The sequence below is a fragment of the Rhodovulum sp. MB263 genome (assembly GCF_002073975.1).
Lineage (GTDB): Bacteria > Pseudomonadota > Alphaproteobacteria > Rhodobacterales > Rhodobacteraceae > Rhodovulum.
Genome location: NZ_CP020384.1, coordinates 2,244,065 through 2,262,678, shown reverse-complemented (window position 1 = coordinate 2,262,678; position 18,614 = coordinate 2,244,065). Strand labels below are relative to the sequence as shown.

16 protein-coding genes and 1 pseudogene are annotated in these 18,614 nt (G+C 65.5%); 12 read left to right on the top strand and 5 right to left on the bottom strand.

Annotated elements, in window-relative coordinates:
• The first annotated feature begins 149 nt into the window (after positions 1-149).
• From B5V46_RS10530 to B5V46_RS10495, 7 genes are all read left to right on the top strand, one after another.
• Complete coding sequence (locus B5V46_RS10530; RefSeq protein ID WP_080616562.1) at positions 150-734, top strand: YceI family protein; 585 nt, start codon at positions 150-152, stop codon at positions 732-734.
• Positions 735-811: 77 nt separating this feature from the next.
• The gene (locus B5V46_RS10525; RefSeq protein ID WP_080616561.1) at positions 812-1,699 is read left to right on the top strand and encodes a glycosyltransferase family 92 protein; all 888 of its coding nucleotides are present in this window, start codon (positions 812-814) and stop codon (positions 1,697-1,699) included.
• Positions 1,700-1,819: 120 nt separating this feature from the next.
• The gene (gene fabD / locus B5V46_RS10520) at positions 1,820-2,764 is read left to right on the top strand and encodes an ACP S-malonyltransferase (protein ID WP_080616560.1); all 945 of its coding nucleotides are present in this window, start codon (positions 1,820-1,822) and stop codon (positions 2,762-2,764) included.
• A gap of 16 nt (positions 2,765-2,780) precedes the next feature.
• Complete coding sequence (gene fabG, locus B5V46_RS10515) at positions 2,781-3,518, top strand: 3-oxoacyl-[acyl-carrier-protein] reductase (RefSeq protein WP_080616559.1); 738 nt, start codon at positions 2,781-2,783, stop codon at positions 3,516-3,518.
• 184 nt (positions 3,519-3,702) lie between these two features.
• Positions 3,703-3,936, top strand: a complete 234-nt coding sequence (locus B5V46_RS10510; protein WP_042461627.1) for an acyl carrier protein — start codon at positions 3,703-3,705, stop codon at positions 3,934-3,936.
• Between the two features lie 916 nt (positions 3,937-4,852).
• Positions 4,853-5,314: an SAM-dependent methyltransferase gene (locus B5V46_RS10500; protein WP_080616557.1), complete on the top strand. Its 462-nt coding sequence runs from the start codon at positions 4,853-4,855 to the stop codon at positions 5,312-5,314.
• On the top strand, positions 5,311-5,529 hold the full coding sequence (locus B5V46_RS10495) for a hypothetical protein (RefSeq protein ID WP_080616556.1): 219 nt from the start codon (positions 5,311-5,313) through the stop codon (positions 5,527-5,529). Before B5V46_RS10500 ends, B5V46_RS10495 begins: the two co-directional genes overlap by 4 nt.
• Here the strand turns inward: B5V46_RS10495 and B5V46_RS20515 are convergent.
• Positions 5,481-5,711 (bottom strand): hypothetical protein, encoded by a 231-nt coding sequence (locus B5V46_RS20515; protein WP_231119088.1) that lies wholly within the window; start codon positions 5,709-5,711, stop codon positions 5,481-5,483. The two genes, B5V46_RS10495 and B5V46_RS20515, sit on opposite strands and share 49 nt — an antisense overlap.
• Positions 5,712-5,724: 13 nt before the next feature.
• Positions 5,725-6,528 (bottom strand): TonB-dependent siderophore receptor, encoded by an 804-nt coding sequence (locus B5V46_RS10490; RefSeq protein ID WP_231119087.1) that lies wholly within the window; start codon positions 6,526-6,528, stop codon positions 5,725-5,727.
• Between the two features lie 196 nt (positions 6,529-6,724).
• Between B5V46_RS10490 and B5V46_RS10485 the strand changes: the two are divergent.
• Positions 6,725-6,998: pseudogene (locus tag B5V46_RS10485) on the top strand (transposase); the annotation flags it as partial.
• Between the two features lie 483 nt (positions 6,999-7,481).
• Here B5V46_RS10485 and B5V46_RS10480 read toward each other — a convergent pair.
• Both B5V46_RS10480 and B5V46_RS10475 read right to left on the bottom strand, forming a co-directional pair.
• Positions 7,482-8,834, bottom strand: coding sequence for an ATP-binding protein (locus tag B5V46_RS10480; protein ID WP_080616555.1), 1,353 nt, complete (start codon positions 8,832-8,834; stop codon positions 7,482-7,484).
• 4 nt (positions 8,835-8,838) lie between these two features.
• Positions 8,839-9,522 carry a response regulator transcription factor gene (locus tag B5V46_RS10475; RefSeq protein WP_080616554.1) on the bottom strand — a complete coding sequence of 228 codons (684 nt, stop codon included), beginning with the start codon at positions 9,520-9,522 and terminating at the stop codon, positions 8,839-8,841.
• Positions 9,523-9,661: 139 nt separating this feature from the next.
• Here B5V46_RS10475 and B5V46_RS10470 point away from each other — a divergent pair, with 139 nt between their 5' ends.
• Genes B5V46_RS10470 through B5V46_RS10460 form a run of 3 tightly spaced genes read left to right on the top strand, consistent with a single transcriptional unit; the run spans position 9,662 to position 15,289 of the window.
• On the top strand, positions 9,662-11,017 hold the full coding sequence (locus B5V46_RS10470) for an efflux transporter outer membrane subunit (RefSeq protein ID WP_080616553.1): 1,356 nt from the start codon (positions 9,662-9,664) through the stop codon (positions 11,015-11,017).
• A 1-nt stretch (position 11,018) separates the two neighbouring features.
• The gene (locus B5V46_RS10465; RefSeq protein WP_080616552.1) at positions 11,019-12,197 is read left to right on the top strand and encodes an efflux RND transporter periplasmic adaptor subunit; all 1,179 of its coding nucleotides are present in this window, start codon (positions 11,019-11,021) and stop codon (positions 12,195-12,197) included.
• Entirely contained in the window at positions 12,194-15,289 is a 3,096-nt protein-coding gene (locus B5V46_RS10460) for an efflux RND transporter permease subunit (RefSeq protein WP_080616551.1), read from the top strand. The genes B5V46_RS10465 and B5V46_RS10460 overlap by 4 nt, the downstream gene beginning before the upstream one ends.
• Positions 15,290-15,923: 634 nt before the next feature.
• Here the strand turns inward: B5V46_RS10460 and B5V46_RS10455 are convergent.
• A complete protein-coding gene (locus tag B5V46_RS10455; protein WP_080616550.1) occupies positions 15,924-16,235 on the bottom strand; it encodes an ETC complex I subunit in 312 nt (103 codons plus the stop codon).
• Positions 16,236-16,392: 157 nt separating this feature from the next.
• Here B5V46_RS10455 and uvrB point away from each other — a divergent pair, with 157 nt between their 5' ends.
• Positions 16,393-18,576, top strand: coding sequence for an excinuclease ABC subunit UvrB (uvrB, locus tag B5V46_RS10450; protein WP_080616549.1), 2,184 nt, complete (start codon positions 16,393-16,395; stop codon positions 18,574-18,576).
• Positions 18,577-18,614 lie beyond the last annotated feature (38 nt).

The following is an 18,614-nucleotide window of genomic DNA, read 5'->3' as shown; positions in this document are numbered from 1 at the left end:
GGCGGGGCAGAGGGCGGGGCGGGTCTTTGCCGATGCTCTGTTCGGTGCCGAACAGGGCCTGTGATCCCCTTGGCAATTGCGCACAGGCCGGTTGCAGCCGACCTGTTGACCTGTCCGGTCCACTGACGACCAAAGAAACGGAGTATCCGATGAACCTGATCCCCGCCGCGACCGCTGCCGCCCTCATGGCCGCAACCGTGCTGCCCGCTGCCGCCGAGCCGGTCGATTACAGCCTCGATTCCAGCCATAGCCAGGTGCTGTTCTCCTATGAGCATCTCGGCTTCTCGACCACCTGGAACCTGTTCTCGGGCTGGGAAGGCACAGTGTCCTTCGATGCCGAGGATCCGGCGGCCTCGCGGGTGTCGGTCTCGATCCCGACCGAGGCGCTGTTCACCGGCTGGGAAGCGCGGTTCGAGCATTTCATGTCCGACACCTTCTTCAATGCGGCCGAGAACGATCTGGTGACCTTCACCTCGACCGATATCGACGTGACCGGCGAGGACACCGCGAAGATCACCGGCGAGCTGACCCTGAACGGCATCACCAAGCCGGTGGTCCTGGACGCCCGGCTGACCCAGCATGCCGAGCATCCGATGGAAAAGCGCGACTGGCTGGGGTTCTACGCCACGACCACGCTGAGCCGGTCCGAGTTCGGCATGGACGAATACGTCCCCTATGTCAGCGACGAGGTCGAGGTCCAGATCTCGATCGAGGCGGGCAAGGACGCGGACTGACCTGACGGATGGGCGGGCGGCTGGCATCCCGGCCGCCCGGGCGCTAGTGTCGCGCCGTCCAGCCAGACGGAGCGAGCATGCGCGGGCTTTTCAACCGGCCTATCACCAAACTGTCCTTCGCGCCGCCCGCGCCCCGCCCGGGCCGTCGCGGACTTGCCATCGTGCTGATCGTGAAGAACGAGGCACGCCATATCGGCGAATGGGCCCAGTTTCACCGGGCTGCCGGAGTGGCCCATGTCTATGCCTATGACAATGGCTCGACCGACGGCACCGCGGCCGAGCTGGCGGCGGCACTTGGCGACAGGCTGACGCTGCTGCCCTGGGACCAGAAGCTTCACGACGGCCGCTCGGGGCGCGAGATCCACAATCAGGTGCTGGCCTATGCCCATGCGCTTCGGAATTTCGGCGGCGCCCATCGCTGGATGGCCTGCATCGATGCCGATGAATTCCTGGTGCCGAAACAGGCCGACAGCCTCGATGCGGCGCTGGCCCATCTGGGCGACATCCCGTCCGTCACGCTGCCCTGGCATAATTTCGGCCGCAACGGCCATGACGCGCCGCCCGAGGGCGGGATCGTGGCCAATTACACCCGCCGCGCCGCCGAGCCGCTGAGTGGGGCGCGCGGGGTGACCAATTTCAAGACCGTGGTCGACGCGACCCGGGTCACCGCGCTCAAGGTGCACAGCGTCTGGATCGACGGGCAGGCCGTGACCTGGAACGACCGGGGCGAGCAGGGCGATCACAAGGGTCGCAGCGATCCGGCCTTCTATTCGGCCGATCACCTGCAGCTGAACCACTACTACACCCGCTCGGAGCAGGAGCTTGCCGCCAAGATCGCGCGCGGCTCGAACCAGTCGGTCGAGGCCCGCCGCCATGCCGCGCGGGTACGCCGGAACGTGGCCAATATCGAGGCCCGTGAAGTCGAGGACCGCTCGGCGCCCGACTTCCTCGCCCGCCACGGTTGATCGGCGCGGTTGAGCGGCGCGGCCGATCGGCGCGCGGGCGGTCCCGCGGCCCGGCGCGCTTGTGAAGCCGGGACCAAGCCGTTAGATCGACGCCAGACAAGACAGGGCAAGGGGCACTCGATGCGTGCATTCGTATTTCCGGGCCAGGGGGCCCAGACCATCGGCATGGGCAAGGCGCTGGCCGAGGCCTATCCGCAGGCTCGCGCGGTCTTCGAAGAGGTCGACGACGCGCTGGGCGAAAGCCTGTCGGGGCTGATCTGGGCCGGCGACCAGGCCGAGCTGACGCTGACCCGCAATGCGCAACCGGCGCTGATGGCGACCTCGATGGCGGCGATGGCGGCCCTGGGCGCCGAGGGCGTGTCGGTGACGGCGGCGTCCTTCGTGGCGGGCCATTCGCTGGGCGAATATTCCGCGCTGTGCGCGGCTGGCGCGATCAGCCTCGCGGATACCGCGCGGCTTCTGCGGCTGCGCGGCGAGGCGATGCAGGCGGCGGTGCCGGTTGGCGAGGGCGCGATGGCGGCGCTGCTGGGGCTCGATCTGGCTGCGGTGCGCGAGATCGCGGCCGAGGCGGCCTCGGGGCAGGTGGTTCAGGCCGCCAATGACAACGACCCGGCGCAGGTGGTGATTTCGGGCCATGCCGCGGCGGTCGAACGTGCGGTCGAGCTGGCAAAGGCGCGGGGCGCGAAGCGCGCGGTGATGCTGCCCGTCTCGGCGCCCTTCCATTGCGCGCTGATGGCGCCGGCGGCGCGGGCGATGGCCGAGGCGCTTGACGATGTCGAGATCGAGACCCCGCTGGTGCCGGTCGTGGCCAATGTGCGCGCCTGCGGCGAGACCGATCCGGGCATGATCCGGGCGCTGCTGGTCGAGCAGGTGACCGGCGCCGTGCGCTGGCGCGAATCCGTCGCCTGGATGGCCGGTGAGGGTGTCTCGGAGATCTGGGAAATCGGCGCGGGCAAGGCGCTGTCGGGCATGGTCAGGCGCATCGCGCGCGAGGTCGCGACCCGACAGGTCGGCACGCCCGAAGAGGTGACCGCAGCCGTCGACGGCATGAACGCGGCGGCATGAATGGAGGAATGACCACATGTTCGATCTGAGCGGAAAGACCGCGCTGGTGACCGGCGCCTCGGGCGGCATCGGCGGCGCCATCGCGCGCGGGCTGCATGCGCAGGGCGCGACCGTCGGCCTGTCGGGGACCCGCGAGGCGCCGCTGGCCGAACTGGCGGCCGAGCTGGGCGAACGCGCCCATGTGCTGCCCTGCAACCTCTCGGACCCCGAGGCGGTCGAGGCGCTGCCCAGGGCCGCGACCGAGGCCATGGGCGGGCTCGACATCCTCGTGAACAATGCCGGGATCACCCGCGACATGCTGTTCATGCGCCTGAAGGACGAGGACTGGCAGTCGGTTCTGGACGTCAACCTGACGGCGGCGATGCGGCTTTGCCGCGGCGCGATGCGCGGCATGATGAAGGCGCGCTGGGGCCGGATCGTCAACATCACCTCGGTCGTCGGCACCACCGGCAATCCGGGGCAGGCGAATTACTGCGCGGCCAAGGCCGGCCTTGTCGGCCTGTCGAAATCGCTGGCCCATGAGCTCGCCTCGCGCGGGGTCACGGTCAACTGCGTCGCACCGGGCTTCATTGCCACCGCGATGACCGACAAGCTGACAGACGACCAGAAGGGTGGCATCCTCGGCGCCGTGCCGATGGGACGCATGGGCACCCCCGAGGAGATCGCCTCTGCCGTGGTCTATCTGGCCAGTCCCGAGGCGGGTTACGTCACCGGGGCGACGCTCCATGTCAATGGCGGGATGGCGATGGTCTGAGCCTGCCGCCGCCTGCGACGCGAAAGCGTTTGCGTCGTGTAAACGATGTGTTATAGGCGGCGCAGTTTTTGCCCGGGGGGGACCCCGCGCTTTGCATCTCCCGCGCCCGCGCGGGGAAAAGTGGCCTCTCTCGGCCAACAGCATGAAGACGGGCTCGCTGCCTGAGCAAATGTGAGGAATTGAAATGAGCGACATCGCGGATCGCGTGAAAAAGATCGTCGTCGAGCATCTGGGCGTCGAGGAAGACAAGGTGACCGAGAATGCCTCGTTCATCGATGATCTGGGCGCGGACAGCCTCGATACCGTCGAGCTGGTCATGGCTTTCGAAGAGGAATTCGGGATCGAGATCCCGGACGACGCCGCCGAGACCATCCAGACCTTCGGCGATGCGGTGAAGTTCATTCAGGAAGCTGTCTGAGCGACGGCCTTCCTGCTGGAATTGAAGGGCGGTGTCTCTCCGGAGGCGCCGCCTTTTTCTTTGCCGGTTCGGGCGCTGCTGTCGGACCGGCTCTGCCTGTCGGCCTTGCCCCGGGGCCGCGAAAAGAGGGCCATCCGGAGTGTACGGCCACCGCGTGGCGATCCCTCGACAAGGCCAGGGCCCGTATCATCGTCGCGGATGATGCCATGCCGGTGAAGGAGGCGCAGGCCGGGGTTCGGTTCACGCTCGGGGACCCGGATGGCGATCGGCCCCCTTCGCCGAGGCTGTCTGAGCCGAAAGCCACCGGGGGCAGGGCGCCCGTTCCGGAGGTCCTGCTGTTGTCCCGGCTGCCTTCGTGGCCGCTCTGGTCCCGGCACGCCTCGGGGCCGCACCGCAGGTTGCGGACCCATCGCTCTCGCCTCGCGATCCACGAGTGAGGCGGCCTCGCCGTCATTCCCATCCGCAAGACGTCACGCCGTTGGCAGGAGGTTCCCCCGTCGCGAGCGCCCGCGATGACCGATATCGGCGCGCCGACGTTTCGGGGCGGCGAAGGCCGATGCTGCCGATAAGCTGTCCTCATGGACCGCATTCCGCAGGGCCATGCCGGTGTGGCGGCAAGATGCCCAACAATCAGGCAGACCCATTGGCCCCCGACCGTGAGGCCACCGGTCGACGCGGAAGTGCCCTTGACCCTGCTGCTTTGCGCATCGCTATATATGCTGGCAATATAGCGAATGCCGGACCGCGCCGTCGAAAAGACGCTCCCGCCCGGACCGGCAGAAAAGATGGCAGGAGAGCGAAGGACGATGACGCCGAAAGAACGTGACGGAACGGGGTGGGGCGTCTCGCATCCTGCAGGGCCTTCAGACCGCCGGGTCCACGGGACGCGCCCACTGGCACAAGCGGGGCGACGCTCATGACCCTGGCCGCCCCCGATAGCCTGCGTCCGCATGAGGAATGCGTGGCCGTACCCGACGCCTTCGACGCCGGTCTGTGGTTCATCGGCCGGATCCGCACGCCCTGGACTCAGCGTGCCGACTGCCCGAGGCGCGGCGATCCGGTGGGCGGCCCCGATTGCCGGATCGAACTGGACGCCCGCTGGCATTCGGTGCTCGAGGGCGTCGCGGGCAAGGACCGGATGCAGGTCCTGTACTGGATGCATCTGTCGCGGCGCGATATCGTGCGGCAGAACCCCTCCTTCGGCGACGGCTCGCGGGGAACCTTCGCCCTGCGCTCGCCGCTTCGCCCGAACCCCATTGCCTCGTCGCTTGTCCGGCTGTTGCATGTCGAGGGAAATGTCCTGACGGTGCGCGGGCTCGACTGCATCGACGGCACGCCGCTGGTCGATCTCAAGCCCGAATTCGGCATCCTGCCATGATGCGCCTTCGCCTGGCCGCGCTGATGGCCGGGGCGCTTGCCCTGGGGGTGGCGGCGGCGTTGGCCGCCGAAACCCGCACGATCACCGACGCCACCGGCCGCCAGATCGAGGTGCCGGCCGACCCAAGGCGGGTCTTCGCGGCGGGTCCGCCGGCGGCCACGCTGCTTTACACGCTGAAACCCGATGCCATGGTCGGCTGGCTGCTATGGGTGTAGTCGTCATAGGCCGACAGCACATTGTCGAACTGATGGTGGAAGAGCTTGGTCTTCAGCCAGGCGCCGCCCCCCAGATCGGTGGTCGAATAGAAGGTCAGCCCCTCGAGATCCCATTCCGGCCATTCCCAGTCGCGCTGATAGCTGGCGCCGGTGGGCAGCGGCGCGGGCGTGATACCCCGCACCGGCTGATCGACATTATAGGGCGCCTTCTTCGACCACTCCTGCCGGGTATAGCTCAGGACGTATTCGTCGGTCGCGTTGGGGGTGAAGCCGAATTTCAGGTTCAGGCGGCTGTCCTCGCTGTCGGAATAGTCGCGGCGTCCCGCCCCCCTGAACCTCGGTCGGCGTGTAGTCGTGCGACAGGTAATACCCGTCATTGTCGCGCGTGAGGTAGCTGCCCTGGACAAAGAACCGCTCCATCCGGCTGCCCAGCGACAAATAGCCGGTGCGCGTCGTCAGGCCGCCGCGGTTACCCGCCTCCAGTCCGAGCCGTGCCTCGCCCTCGAAAGCTTCGGTCGGCTGCCGGGTCACCAGGTTGATCGCGCCTCCCATGCCACCCGGCCCGTTCAGCACCGAGACATAGCCCTTCTGGATCTGGGTTTCCGAAAGGTCCGGCGTCAGGAAGCGCCCGAAGTCGAGCCGGTTGTCCGCGGGCAGGTAGACGCGGATCCCGTCCACGTAGAGCGGCACCTGATAGCGGTCGAACCCGCGCACGAAGATCAGGCGCTCGTTCCGCGAGCCGCCGGTATTGCCGACCGAGATACCGGGCAGGCTGCGCAGCGCGTCATCCAGTGTGGCGCGGTTGGTGCGCCTGATCTCTTCGGCGCCGATCGTGCTGCTGGTGCCGCCCTGCGCGGCCTCGTCGGACGACCGGACGACGATCTCGCCAAGCGCGAAGACCTCGTCCGGCCCGTCCGGGGACTGCTGGGCAAGGGCCGGAAGGCCGAAGCCGCACGACACGAGACAGCCGGTTCGCACCAGCCGTAGAAGCACTGACATGTCTGTCCCCCATTCTTGCAGACGCCGTCGCGCGGCGGCGGCGATTCGTTATATTGTCAAGCTATATAGCGTTAATGATTGTGGCAGCCCGGAACCGCATGCGGAGGAACGAAACGGGTAGGATGACCGATGCCAGGGCAGATGCGCCCCGCATTGCCCATCCGCAGGGCGCCTTGCTCACGACCCCTTCACCATCACCGGGGCGCTGCTGGCCCAGATCGCCGTCTCAGAGCATTCCGAGTACATGTCGCTGAACCGGCAGGCCGTGGTGATGGCGCGGCATGGGGTGTCGATCGACCGCTCGGTGCTGGCCGACTGGATGGGTCGGACCGGGGCGGATCGCCGCCATGGTCGACCATATGGCCAGGCGGCTGATGGCGGACAGCTCCCGACCCTACGTTGACGAAACCATCGCCCCGAGGCTGGATCCGGGCAAAGGAAAGACGAAGACCGGCTATCTCCGGGCCGCGCGGCGCGAGCAGGGAGCCAATGGCCACCGGAGCGACGCGGGCAGCCTTCGCCAGCGGATCGGCGCTTCCGGCTTCCGCAGCGGCCCATGCGGCAATGAAATCCGGGTGTGTTTCCGGCTGGCGGGAAGGCGACTTCCTGTCGCGCGATGATATTTCACGACGCGATCATCACGTTTTTGGCGCCTGCCCCCCTTCAACTGGACGCCCCAAACAGGCTGTCGCATTCCGCATCTCCTGAAAGGTCACCTTCAGTTGAGAGCCCGGAGCCAAATGCGTCAAGGACAAGGCTGTCATATAGGCGCTTCGCACCAAGCTGGTGGCGCGGGATGTTCAGGCTGCGCAGTGTGCTGGTGCTGACCCCGTCGGGACCATCGCGCCAGCCGAAGCAGAGGCCAACTTCTTTACGGCGCTGGAAACTGAAGACATGGTCGCGCGATTAACCGCAACCAGCCTCCGCCAAACCCCTGGGGTGGTGCAATCGCCTCACAGCTTCCGTTCGGTAGTCGGGTCATTCAGATCGGCCAGAGAAGACCTGTGGCGGGTAATGGAATTGATGTTGAATTCCGGGACGGCGCATTGATGGGGTTTGTGTGAGCCGCTGCTGCCATGCTCCAAAGGCAGGCTCACGATCATGCTCAGCCCTCCGCCAGGCCGATTGGTCGCCGTGATCTGGCCGCCATGCAGGGCAACGGCCCGGTAAGCTATGGCGAGGCCGAGCCCGACGCCCGCGGTCTCGTTCTGCAGTCCGACGCGAACGAATGGCGTGAACAGGTGGGGAAGATCTTCGTGGGCCACGCCGTGCCCCTCATCCTCGACCCTGATCGTGGCAATGCAGGTCGTGCGGGCCGCCCGGACAACGACACGACTGTCCCTGGGCGAATACTTGATCGCATTCCGGATGATGTTCTCGAATGTCCTGTGGAGGAGCTCTGCGTCGCCTCTGAGGGGAAGCGTCTCGGGAGCCTCGAATTCGACGCGCACGTTTCGATCCTGGCCCTCGAAGGCGGCATCGGCAATGATCGGCTCGATCAGCTCCACAAGATCGAGCGCCTCGATCCGCAGCGGAACCTCGGTTCTCTCGTATCGGGCGAGGATCAGTATCTCCTCTATGAGCTGGTCGAGCCGCCGGATGTCGGTTTCCATCTGTCCAAGCATGGAGGAATAGCGGCGCGGATCCGATTCCATGAGCTCCACGGCGGCACGGAGCCGGGCGAGCGGCGAACGTATCTCGTGCGAGATGTCGTGGAACAGCCGCTGCCGTCCGACCGACAGCTCCTGTAGCTGTTCGGCGGCGTGATCGAAGGCGGCCCCGAGTTCGAGAAGTTCCCTGTTGGAAGTTTGCAGGTCCTGACCGAGCCGCGCGCCCAGATCCCCACCGGCGAGCGTCTTGAGGCCACGGCTCACGATGCGGATCGGACGAGCCAGCCATTGCGACAGCAGGATGGCTGCGATGGAGGAGATCACCGCTCCAAGGACGAGCGGGGTCAGCATCGGTTCGAACTTTGCCAGGCCCGTGAAGGTGCGGGAGGCACGTTCGTCGCGGATGAAGAGACAGTCGCCCGCCTCGTCCCGGATGTCCCCGCTGACCAGACAGGACGGATCGGCTGCGACCTTGAAATCCTCGTGCGCCGGTGCCAGCATGGCCCAGATGGCGAGTGCGTTTTCGACCCCGCCGATCTCTGCCAGGTGGGTCATCTGTTGCGAGAGGATGCGCTGTTCGAATTCACGCTGCGCTTCCTCGGGGGGCTGCCAGTCGAGCGTGGCGATGACCAGCCCGAAGAGCACGAGGGTCAGCAGCAGCACCCCCCAGATCGCGGCAAAGAAGCGAAGCGTCACGGGCCTATTCCTCCACGAAAAGGTAGCCGACGCCCCTGACGTTCATGATCGGGGAGCGGCCGTCTTCGAAAGTGCCGAGCTTCTGGCGGATCGAAGAGATATGCACGTCGATGGACCTGTCGTAGCGTGCCAGCGGTCTGCCAAGCCCGCGAAGCGACAGATCTGCGCGCGAGACCGGGCGCCCGTGTTCTCCGGCCAGCACCTCGAGAAGGGTGAACTCGATCCCTGTAAGCTTCAGTTCCTCGCCGCGCCAGGACGCGGTACGGCGCGTCCCGTCCATCTGGAGCGGGCCCCGCGACACCCCGGCTTCAACCTTCGAGCGCGTTCCCCGGGCCCGGCGAAGGATCGCGCGAAGCCGTGCCGCGAGCTCTCGGGGAGAGCAGGGCTTGGCGAGGTAATCATCGGCGCCCAGATCAAGCCCCGAAACCCGGTCGACCTCGTCGCCGCGCGCGGTGAGCATCAGGACCGGGATCGCGCTTTCCTTGCGGATGCGGCGCAGCACCTCGAGGCCGTCGATCTTCGGCATCATGATGTCGAGCACGACGATCTCGGCCCGCGCCCCCACGATGCGCCCGAGCGCCCGCTCGCCGTCATGGGCCACGGAGACCTCGAAGCCCTCCTGCTCCAGATATTGCGCCAGCAGGGCGGTCAGCTCCACGTCGTCATCAATCAAAAGGACCGAAGTCATCTGGGCCTCCAGTGTCTCACTGCTGGAGCCATACCGCCTCCTGCGCCTCATGTGGCGGATTTTACCCTTCTTATCCAAATCTTAACACAACTTTACAAAGCGAAGGCGCAGAAGGGGGCAGCAGCTACCGAGAATTTTCATGCGTTTCACCCTACTCATTCCGACTGTCACGCTCGCGGCCTGCAGCGTGGCGACAATCGAGCCGGATGCGCGGGTTGCGCTGGCCGAGCGCTATGGCACGGCTGCGCCGGAGGCCTCCGAGACGCTCGACCTGGAATGGTGGTCGCAGGTGGGCGATCCGCAATTGACCCGCCTTCTGGCGAAGGCCCGCGACTCGAGCCCCGATCTCAGAACGGCGGCGGCCAACGTGCTGGCGGCGCGGGCGACGGTCGCCCAGACCGGCGCCGACCTCTATCCCGGCGTGACCGGCGAGGTTTCGACGACCGTGAGCGACGGCCAGGGGACGGCGCGCAGCACATCGAACGCCGGTCTCGTCGATGCAAGCTGGGAGCTCGATCTGTTCGGCAGGACCCGCGCCGCAACCGGCGCCGACGCCCTGCGCGCCCGGTCCGAGGAAGTGTCCTTCGCGGGGGCCTATGTCTCGCTCGCGGCAGAGATCGCGGACGGCTATGTCCGGTATCGTGCCTGCCGGATGGTCGAGGCGGTGTATCGCGATGCGGTCTCGTCCCAGGCCCAGACGCTCAGGTCGACGGAAGACCTTGTCGCGGCGGGCATCAGCGCCGCAGCGGACCTGTCGCTCGCGCGGGCGAATGTCGCCAGTTCGCGGATCTCGCTCGAGACGCAGAAGGCCGACTGCAACGTCATCGCGCAGACCATTGCGACGGCGGCTGGCATGCCGCAATCCGAGGTGCGGTCAATCCTGAGCTCGGGGGGCGGCCTGCCGACGGCACGGGCGTTTAAAGTGTCATCGGTGCCCGCCGACCTGCTGCGGCAGCGTCCGGATGTGGTGGCGGCCGAGCTCGACTTCTCGGCGACGCTTCTCGATGTAGATGTCGCCAAGGCAGATCTTTATCCCTCGCTGACCCTGGGCGGGACGGTGACGGCAACGGACCCCTCGAGCTGGAGCTTCGGGCCAGCCTTGTCGCTGCCGATCTTCGATGGCGGCCGGCGCCGCGCCGCGGTACGAACGGCGAACGAACAGGCACTGGCTTCGGCGGAAAGCTATCGCTCCACGGTATTCACCGCCGTTGGCGAGGTGGAAGAGGCTCTGACCCGGCTCTCCACCGCCTCGAAAAATCTCTCGAATGCCGCCACACTCGTGTCCGAATACCAGGCCTATTTCGACGCGATCGACGACGACTGGGAGGCTGGCGGCGCATCGCTGCTCGACCGGGAGGAGGCGCGGCGGCAAGTGCAATCCGCGATGATTACCCGCATCACCCAGCGCGAAAGCCTGCTTCGGCAGCGGATCGCTCTCTACAAGGCCGTCGGGGGCGGCTGGTCCCGCCGCACACAGACAACGAATGGAGCCTGAGATGCCGAAACCCAGAAAATTCCTTGTCTTCGGCCTCCTCCTTGTCGCCCTGCTGGTGATCGGCGCGGCACTGGCGCTCACGGGCAAGCCGAATGCTGCGTCGTCGGATGGCGATGGCGGTGCGATCGCCTCGCCGGAAAGCGCTGGCACCACCGCCCTGACGGTGGAGATCGTGTCCCCCGAACAGGCCACCTGGCCGGTGGAAGTCCAGGCCAGCGGCTGGCTTGCAGCCTGGCGCGAGGCCCTGATCTCGGCCGAGGTCGGTGGCCAGAGGATCGAGGAGGTGACGGTCGATGTCGGCGATACCGTCAGGAAGGGCGATCTGCTGGTCTCGCTGTCCCGCAAGACGCTGGAGAACGACATCGAGCAGCTTGCTGCCTCGCTCGACAGCGCCAAGGCGCAGCTCGAGCAGGCCTCTGCGGATGCCGATCGGGCGCGGCGACTGGAAGGCGGTGGATCGATCTCGCAGCAACAGATCTCGGAATACCTGATCACCGAGCGAAAGGCGAAGGCCGACGTCGCCTCGGCCGAGGCGGCGCTGTCGTCAGCGAGGCTGGACCTCGAACGGACACGGATCGTCGCGGTGAGCGACGGTGTGATATCGCAGGCCGATGCGGCAATCGGCGATGTGGTGTCCGCCGGGCAGGAATTGTTCCGGATGATCCGGGACGGTCGGGTCGAATGGCAGGCCGAGGTTCCGGTAACAAAATTGCGCAACATTGAGATCGGCGGTCAGGTCCGCATTCCGGCCCCGATCGGCAACATTCACGGCACGGTTCGCCAGATTGCGCCCTCGGCCTCGGAAACCAACGGCCGCGTCATCGTCTATGTGGCCCTGGACACGCCCGAAGGTGGCCCCGAACCTAAGACCGGGATCATGGTCAGCGGCATCTTCGAGACAGGGAAGCGCGAGGCGTTGAGCGTCCCGTCCTCATCCGTCGTGCTGCAGGACGGCTTTTCTTACGTCTTCATCCTCAACGAGGGCGATCCGGCGACCGTGTCGCGGCGGCGGGTCGAGACCGGCCGTCGGCAGGAGGATCGCGTCGAGATCATCGGTCAGTTCCCCACCGACGCCAAGGTCGTCCGCTCGGGGGGCGCCTTCCTGTCCGACGGATCGAAGGTCCGCGTGGTGACGCGGGAAGCGAATAACATCTCAGGCAATTCAGAGGCCGCACAATGAACTTCTCGGCCTGGGCGATCCGAAACCCGGTTCCGCCGATCCTGGCGTTCCTCCTTCTGACCGTGACCGGGCTGATGGCCTTCCAGCGTCTCGATGTGCAGAACTTTCCCGACATGGACCTGCCGACGATTTCGGTCTCGGCGTCCCTCGAAGGGGCAGCGGCGGCGCAGCTCGAGACCGAGGTCGCCCGCAAGATCGAGGATCAACTCACGGGGCTCGACAGGCTCGACTCGGTGACGACCACCATCACCGACGGCTCCGTGGATATCTCGGTCAGTTTCCAGGTCGGCAAGGACGTGCAGGTGGCCCTTGATGAGGTCCAGAACGCGGTCGATCAGGCCGAGAGCGATTTGCCGACCGAAATGGACGCGCCCACCGTGTCCAAGAGCAACATCGGCAGTTCGCCACTTGTCACCTACGTCGTGAGTTCAGACCGGCTCGACGATGCGGAACTATCGTGGTTCATCGACAACGATTTCGAGCGTGCGTTGATGGCGGTCGAGGGCGTCGGCGAAGTCGGCCGGCTCGGCGGCATCGACCGCGAGATCCGGGTCGAACTGAACCCCGATCTGCTGAACGGCCTCGGCCTCAGCGCCTCCGACGTAAACGCGCGCCTGCAAGAGGTCCAGCGCGACCTCTCGGGCGGTCAGGCCGATGTGGGCGCGTCCTCGCAATCCGTCCGCCTGCTCGCCGCCGCTGCCGATGTGGAGGAGCTGCGTGCGATGCCGATCCCCTTGCCGACCGGAAGCTGGGTCCGGCTGGACGAACTCGGCACCGTGACGGACACGCATTCAGACCTGTCCTCGCTTGCCTATCAGAACGGCAAGTCTGTCATCGCGGCGCAAATCAAGCGTCTGAAGGGATATTCCGATCTGGCAGTAACCGAGAACGTGGCCGAAGCGGTCGAAGCGTTCGCCGCCGACAATCCTCAGGTCAAGATCGAACAGGCGTATACCACCATCCTGCCGACCGAGCAGAACTACCACGCGTCAATGGACATGCTTTACGAGGGCGCGGCCATCGCGGTTCTGGTGGTCTTCCTTTTCCTGCTCGACTGGCGTGCGACACTTCTCGCCGCGGTCGCGTTGCCGCTGTCGGTGATCCCGACATTTCTTGTCATGGATCTGGTCGGATATTCGCTGAATACCGTCACGCTGCTCGCCATGTCGCTGGTGGTCGGCATCCTCGTCGATGACGCAATCGTCGAGGTCGAGAACATCGAGCGTCACATGCACATGGGCAAACCGGCCTATCAGGCATCGATGGAGGCCGCCGACGAAATCGGCCTCGCGGTTATCGCAACAACCTTCACCCTGATTGCGGTGTTCCTGCCGACGGCGTTCATGGGCGGGGTCGTGGGCATCATCTTCAAGCAGTTCGGTATCACCGCTTCGGTCGCGGTGTTCTGCTCGCTGCTCGTGGCGCGTTTCGTAACGCCGATGATGGCGGCCTACATGATGAAGACCAAGGCACGGGCGAAGCGGAAGGACGGCTGGATCATGCGTCGTTATCTGGGCGTGATCCGGGGGGCCTTGAAACGACGGTGGGTTCCGGTCCTCGGCGTGATCGCGTTCTTTGCCGTTACCATCCTGCTGCTTGGCCAGTTGTCCACCGGTTTCTTCCCGGCCTCGGACGACAGCCAGACGCAAGTCAGCATCACCATGCCACCGGGGACCAAGATCCATGAAACCGACGCCCTCGCTCGTCAGGTCGCGGCAATGGTCTCAGGGATCGATCACGTTACCGGTGTGTTCCAGGTGACGGGAACCGCATCCACCGAAAACGACCCGGGCGGCGGGGGAAACACGAGTTCCGTCACCTCTGCAACCATCGTCGTGAATCTCACGAACATCGATGATCGCGATGTCGGCCAGACCGAAATCGAGGCCCGACTTCGCGAGGCGGCCGCGGGCATACCGGGTGCAAGGATCGAGGTCGGTTCGGGAGGCAACGGCACAGAACTTCAACTGACGCTGGCAGGCGAGAACTCCGAACGCCTGCAAGAGGCCGCGTCCGCACTCGAGGAAGACATCCGCGCCAACATCAAGGGCATTGGCAACGTCATCTCCTCGGCCGCGCTTCAGGCGCCCGAGATCGTCATCACGCCAGATCTGACGCGCGCCGCATCCTACGGCGTGACATCGACGGCGATCTCCGACGCGATCCGCGTCGCCACGGCGGGCGCCTACGATTCCGCCTTGTCAAAGCTGAACCTGCCCGAGCGCCAGGTCCCGATCCGGATACTGCTTGACCGGTCCGTCCGCCAGTCGATCGAGGACATTGAAATGATCCCTGTTGCGGGAACGGCTGGCAATGTCACGCTGGGCGCCATCGCCGACGTCTCGATCGGATCATCTCCGTCGGAGATCAATCGCCTCGACCGATCGCGGAACGTCACCGTGACGCTGGAACTGAATGGGAGGAGCCTTTCGGAGGTCATGGCCGAAGCGGGCCAGCTTGATGCGTACCGGAGCCTGCCCGACGGCGTAAGGTTCATCGAACAAGGCGACCTGAAGCGGCAATCCGAACTCTTCGCCAGCTTCGGGACGGCGATGGCGATCGGGATCTTTTGCGTCTACGCGGTACTCGTACTGCTGTTCCATGACTTTCTGCAGCCGGTCACCATTCTCATGGCCTTGCCGTTGGCCCTTGGCGGCGCGCTCTTCCCGCTCGTCGTGACCGGCACCAGCTTCTCGATGCCGGCCGTCATCGGCCTGCTCCTTCTGATGGGCATCGTGTCGAAGAATTCGATCCTGCTGGTCGAATATGCCATCGAGATCAGGCGCAGCGGCATGAGCCGGTTCGAGGCGCTGGTGGATGCGTGCCATAAGCGCGCGCGCCCCATCATCATGACCACGGTCGCAATGTCGGCCGGCATGCTGCCCGCGGCACTCAGTCTTGTCGAAGGGGACCCGAGTTTCCGACAGCCCATGGCCACGGTCGTGATAGGCGGCCTCGTTACCTCCACGTTGCTCAGCCTGCTCGTGATCCCGGTAATGTACACCTTCGTGGATGACGTGGAAGACGCGATACTCCGCCTGGTCGGCGGCAGGTCCCGCCATGACGTTTCCCGGAAAGCGCCAGCGGAGTGACTTCGAACGACGCAGGCATCCGGAGATCGAAGTCCTCGCGCGGAACGTCACCGCCGGCACCGCGCCCAGCCGGTTCATTACAGCGGAAGCCGTGTGAGTATGGCGTAAGGTCCGGTCTCGGTGACGCGGTAACCCTCCCCATGGTTAAGGGGATGCGAAGGTAGAATTTTCTCGGCAAGATGAACGAGGAGATTCCGATGAAGAAGAGGCGGTACGTTTCACCCTTGACACCCCTTGCGCAGACTTATGCTTCCGTTTGCGCATTCATTTGCTTTCTCTGACTCCTCGCCAAAGCGATCGGCCTCTCAGTTCAGTGGCGTCAACAAGCGCAGGTTGCGTGCGGTCTAAGCGGACCCATCCGAGATTTTATGGCCGGTCCGAGCGCCTCACTGGACCTGCTGACTGGAGAAATGACTAAAAAGCCGAGTGAAGGTGGGATGCATCCCAGCCCTTCGAAACAGACCGTGGCTGCCGCATGTGGTCTCGTCATCCGAAATTTGGCCCGATCGATACGAGAGGGTGCAAAATCAACATATGGAGAAAGCGCCCAGCGGGCGCCCTACATCTTGCTCGAAGCTTGGCTTCGCGGAATCCTTGCCCCGAATTCGAGACAACTTTGCCCCGATTTACAAATTCAGTGAGTCCAGGCGCCGCGGCGGGTGACGGAGAAATTCTCGGCATAGCCCATCGGGCGGATGTTCGGGGCGCGTTTCTTCGGGCGCAACACCACCGCGTCGATGCCGTGGCGGCGGGCGTAATCCTCGGCTGCTTCGCGGGTCTCGAACCGCAGCCGCACCTGCGACTGGGTGTCGTCCGAACTGGTCCAGCCCATCAGCGGATCAAGCTCGCGCGCACTTTGCGGGCCGAAATCCAGCACCCAGTGATGGGTCTTGGCCTGTCCCGACTGCATCGCGGTCCTGGCGGGCTGATAGATACGGGCGCGCATGGCTTGTCTCCGTTCCGGGGTCTGGCGTTGGTGATGTTATGGGGGCTTGCGACGCCGCGCGCAAGGGCCGCATACCGCAGGATACCGCCGCGCCCCCTTGAACGCGGCCTGTGGCGGGACAAGTCTGGGGCAGGAAAGCCTTCCGGGAATCGCCACCATGCCCCATACGACCGAGCCCCATGCGCCAGATGCCGCTGGCGCCCTCCGCCCGCGCGAGAAGCTGGAAGGCGGCAAGCGCTTCGTGATGCATTCGGATTTCGCCCCTGCGGGCGATCAGCCGACCGCCATCGCCGAGCTGTCCGCCGGGGTCCGGCAGGGCGACCGCGACCAGGTGCTTCTGGGCGCGACCGGCACCGGCAAGACCTTCACCATGGCCAAGGTGATCGAGGAAACCCAGCGCCCGGCGATCATCCTCGCCCCCAACAAGACGCTGGCGGCGCAGCTTTACGGCGAGTTCAAGGGCTTCTTCCCCGAGAATGCCGTCGAGTATTTCGTCAGCTATTACGACTACTACCAGCCCGAAGCTTATGTGCCGCGCTCGGATACCTATATCGAGAAGGAAAGCCAGATCAACGAGCAGATCGACCGGATGCGCCACTCGGCCACCCGGGCGCTGCTGGAACGCGACGACGTCATCATCGTGGCCTCGGTCTCCTGCATCTACGGTCTCGGCTCGCCCGAGCTCTACATGGCCATGACCCTCGATCTGGAGGCGGGCAAGAGCTATGACCAGCGCCGGATCATGGCCGATCTGGTGCAGCAGCAATATCGCCGCAACGATGCCGCCTTCGACCGCGGGTCGTTCCGGGTGCGGGGCGACAGCCTTGAAATCTGGCCCGCCCACCTTGAGGATCGCGCCTGGAAGCTGTCGTTTTTCGGCGAGGAGCTGGAAAGCATCACCGAATTCGACCCGCTGACCGGCAAGAAGACGGACAGCTTCGACAAGGTCCGGGTCTACGCCAATTCCCACTATGTCACGCCCAAGCCGACGATCCGGCAGGCCATCACCGGGATCAGGAAAGAGCTGAAGCAGCGGCTGGCCCAGCTGACCGACGAGGGCAAGCTGCTCGAGGCGCAGCGGCTGGAACAGCGCACGCAGTTCGATCTCGAGATGCTGGAGGCCTCGGGCTTCTGCAACGGGATCGAGAACTATTCGCGTTACCTCACGGGGCGCGCGCCGGGCGAGCCGCCGCCGACGCTGTTCGAGTTCATTCCCGACAATGCCATCGTCTTCGCCGATGAATCCCACGTCTCGGTGCCGCAGATCGGCGGCATGTACCGGGGCGACTACCGGCGCAAGTTCACACTGGCGGAACATGGCTTCCGGCTGCCTTCCTGCATGGACAACCGCCCGCTGAAATTCGAGGAATGGGACGCGATGCGGCCGCAATCGGTCTTCGTCTCGGCCACGCCCAGCGCCTGGGAGCTGGAACAGACCGGTGGCGTTTTCACCGAACAGGTGATCCGGCCGACCGGGCTTCTGGACCCCGTGGTCGAGATCCGGCCCGTCGAGATGCAGGTCGACGATCTGCTGGACGAGGTCAGGCGGGTCGCGGCCAAGGGCTTCCGCACGCTCTGCACCACGCTGACCAAGCGGATGGCCGAGGATCTGACCGAATACCTGCACGAACAGGGCATCCGGGTGCGCTACATGCATTCCGACATCGACACCATCGAGCGGATCGAGATCCTGCGCGACCTGCGCCTTGGCGCCTTCGACGTGCTGGTCGGCATCAACCTTCTGCGCGAGGGGCTCGATATTCCCGAATGCGGCCTCGTCGCGATCCTCGATGCCGACAAGGAAGGGTTCCTGCGCTCCGAGACCTCGCTGATCCAGACCATCGGCCGGGCGGCGCGGAATGCCGAGGGCCGTGTTATCATGTATGCCGACCGCATCACCGGCTCGATGGAACGGGCGCTGCGCGAGACCGAGCGGCGGCGCGAGAAGCAGATCGCCTATAACGAGGAACACGGCATCACGCCCGAGACGGTGAAGAAGAATGTCGAGGACATTCTGGCCGGGCTCTATCAGGGCGATACCGACATGTCCCGCGTCACCGCGACGGTCGAGAAGCCGATGCATGGCGGCAATCTCGAGGCCCATCTGGACGGGCTTCGGGCCAGCATGCGCAAGGCGGCCGAGAACCTTGAATTCGAGGAGGCGGCGCGGCTGCGCGACGAGATCAAGCGGCTCGAGGCGGTCGATCTGGCGATTGCCGACGACCCGCTGGCGCGGCAATCGGCCGTCGAAGAGGCGGTCGAGGCCTCGGCCCGGTCCAAGGGCCGCTCGACCGCGGGGCGCCCGGGGCAGCGGGGCGGAACGCGTCGCCGCCATTCGTGAGGTCCGACATGCCGGAGCGGCAGGCTCCGGAGGGCACC

Bases quoted from the DNA above. Each gene is read 5' to 3' on its own strand.
- B5V46_RS10460 (WP_080616551.1), top strand. From the start codon at position 12,194: ATGAACTTCTCGGCCTGGGCGATCCGAAACCCGGTTCCGCCGATCCTG.
- B5V46_RS10455 (WP_080616550.1), bottom strand. From the start codon at position 16,235: ATGCGCGCCCGTATCTATCAGCCCGCCAGGACCGCGATGCAGTCGGGA.
- B5V46_RS10530 (WP_080616562.1), top strand. From the start codon at position 150: ATGAACCTGATCCCCGCCGCGACCGCTGCCGCCCTCATGGCCGCAACC.
- B5V46_RS10465 (WP_080616552.1), top strand. From the start codon at position 11,019: ATGCCGAAACCCAGAAAATTCCTTGTCTTCGGCCTCCTCCTTGTCGCC.
- B5V46_RS10470 (WP_080616553.1), top strand. From the start codon at position 9,662: ATGCGTTTCACCCTACTCATTCCGACTGTCACGCTCGCGGCCTGCAGC.
- B5V46_RS10500 (WP_080616557.1), top strand. From the start codon at position 4,853: ATGACCCTGGCCGCCCCCGATAGCCTGCGTCCGCATGAGGAATGCGTG.
- B5V46_RS10475 (WP_080616554.1), bottom strand. From the start codon at position 9,522: ATGACTTCGGTCCTTTTGATTGATGACGACGTGGAGCTGACCGCCCTG.
- fabD (WP_080616560.1), top strand. From the start codon at position 1,820: ATGCGTGCATTCGTATTTCCGGGCCAGGGGGCCCAGACCATCGGCATG.
- B5V46_RS10495 (WP_080616556.1), top strand. From the start codon at position 5,311: ATGATGCGCCTTCGCCTGGCCGCGCTGATGGCCGGGGCGCTTGCCCTG.
- B5V46_RS10490 (WP_231119087.1), bottom strand. From the start codon at position 6,528: ATGTCAGTGCTTCTACGGCTGGTGCGAACCGGCTGTCTCGTGTCGTGC.
- uvrB (WP_080616549.1), top strand. From the start codon at position 16,393: ATGCCCCATACGACCGAGCCCCATGCGCCAGATGCCGCTGGCGCCCTC.
- B5V46_RS10510 (WP_042461627.1), top strand. From the start codon at position 3,703: ATGAGCGACATCGCGGATCGCGTGAAAAAGATCGTCGTCGAGCATCTG.
- fabG (WP_080616559.1), top strand. From the start codon at position 2,781: ATGTTCGATCTGAGCGGAAAGACCGCGCTGGTGACCGGCGCCTCGGGC.
- B5V46_RS10525 (WP_080616561.1), top strand. From the start codon at position 812: ATGCGCGGGCTTTTCAACCGGCCTATCACCAAACTGTCCTTCGCGCCG.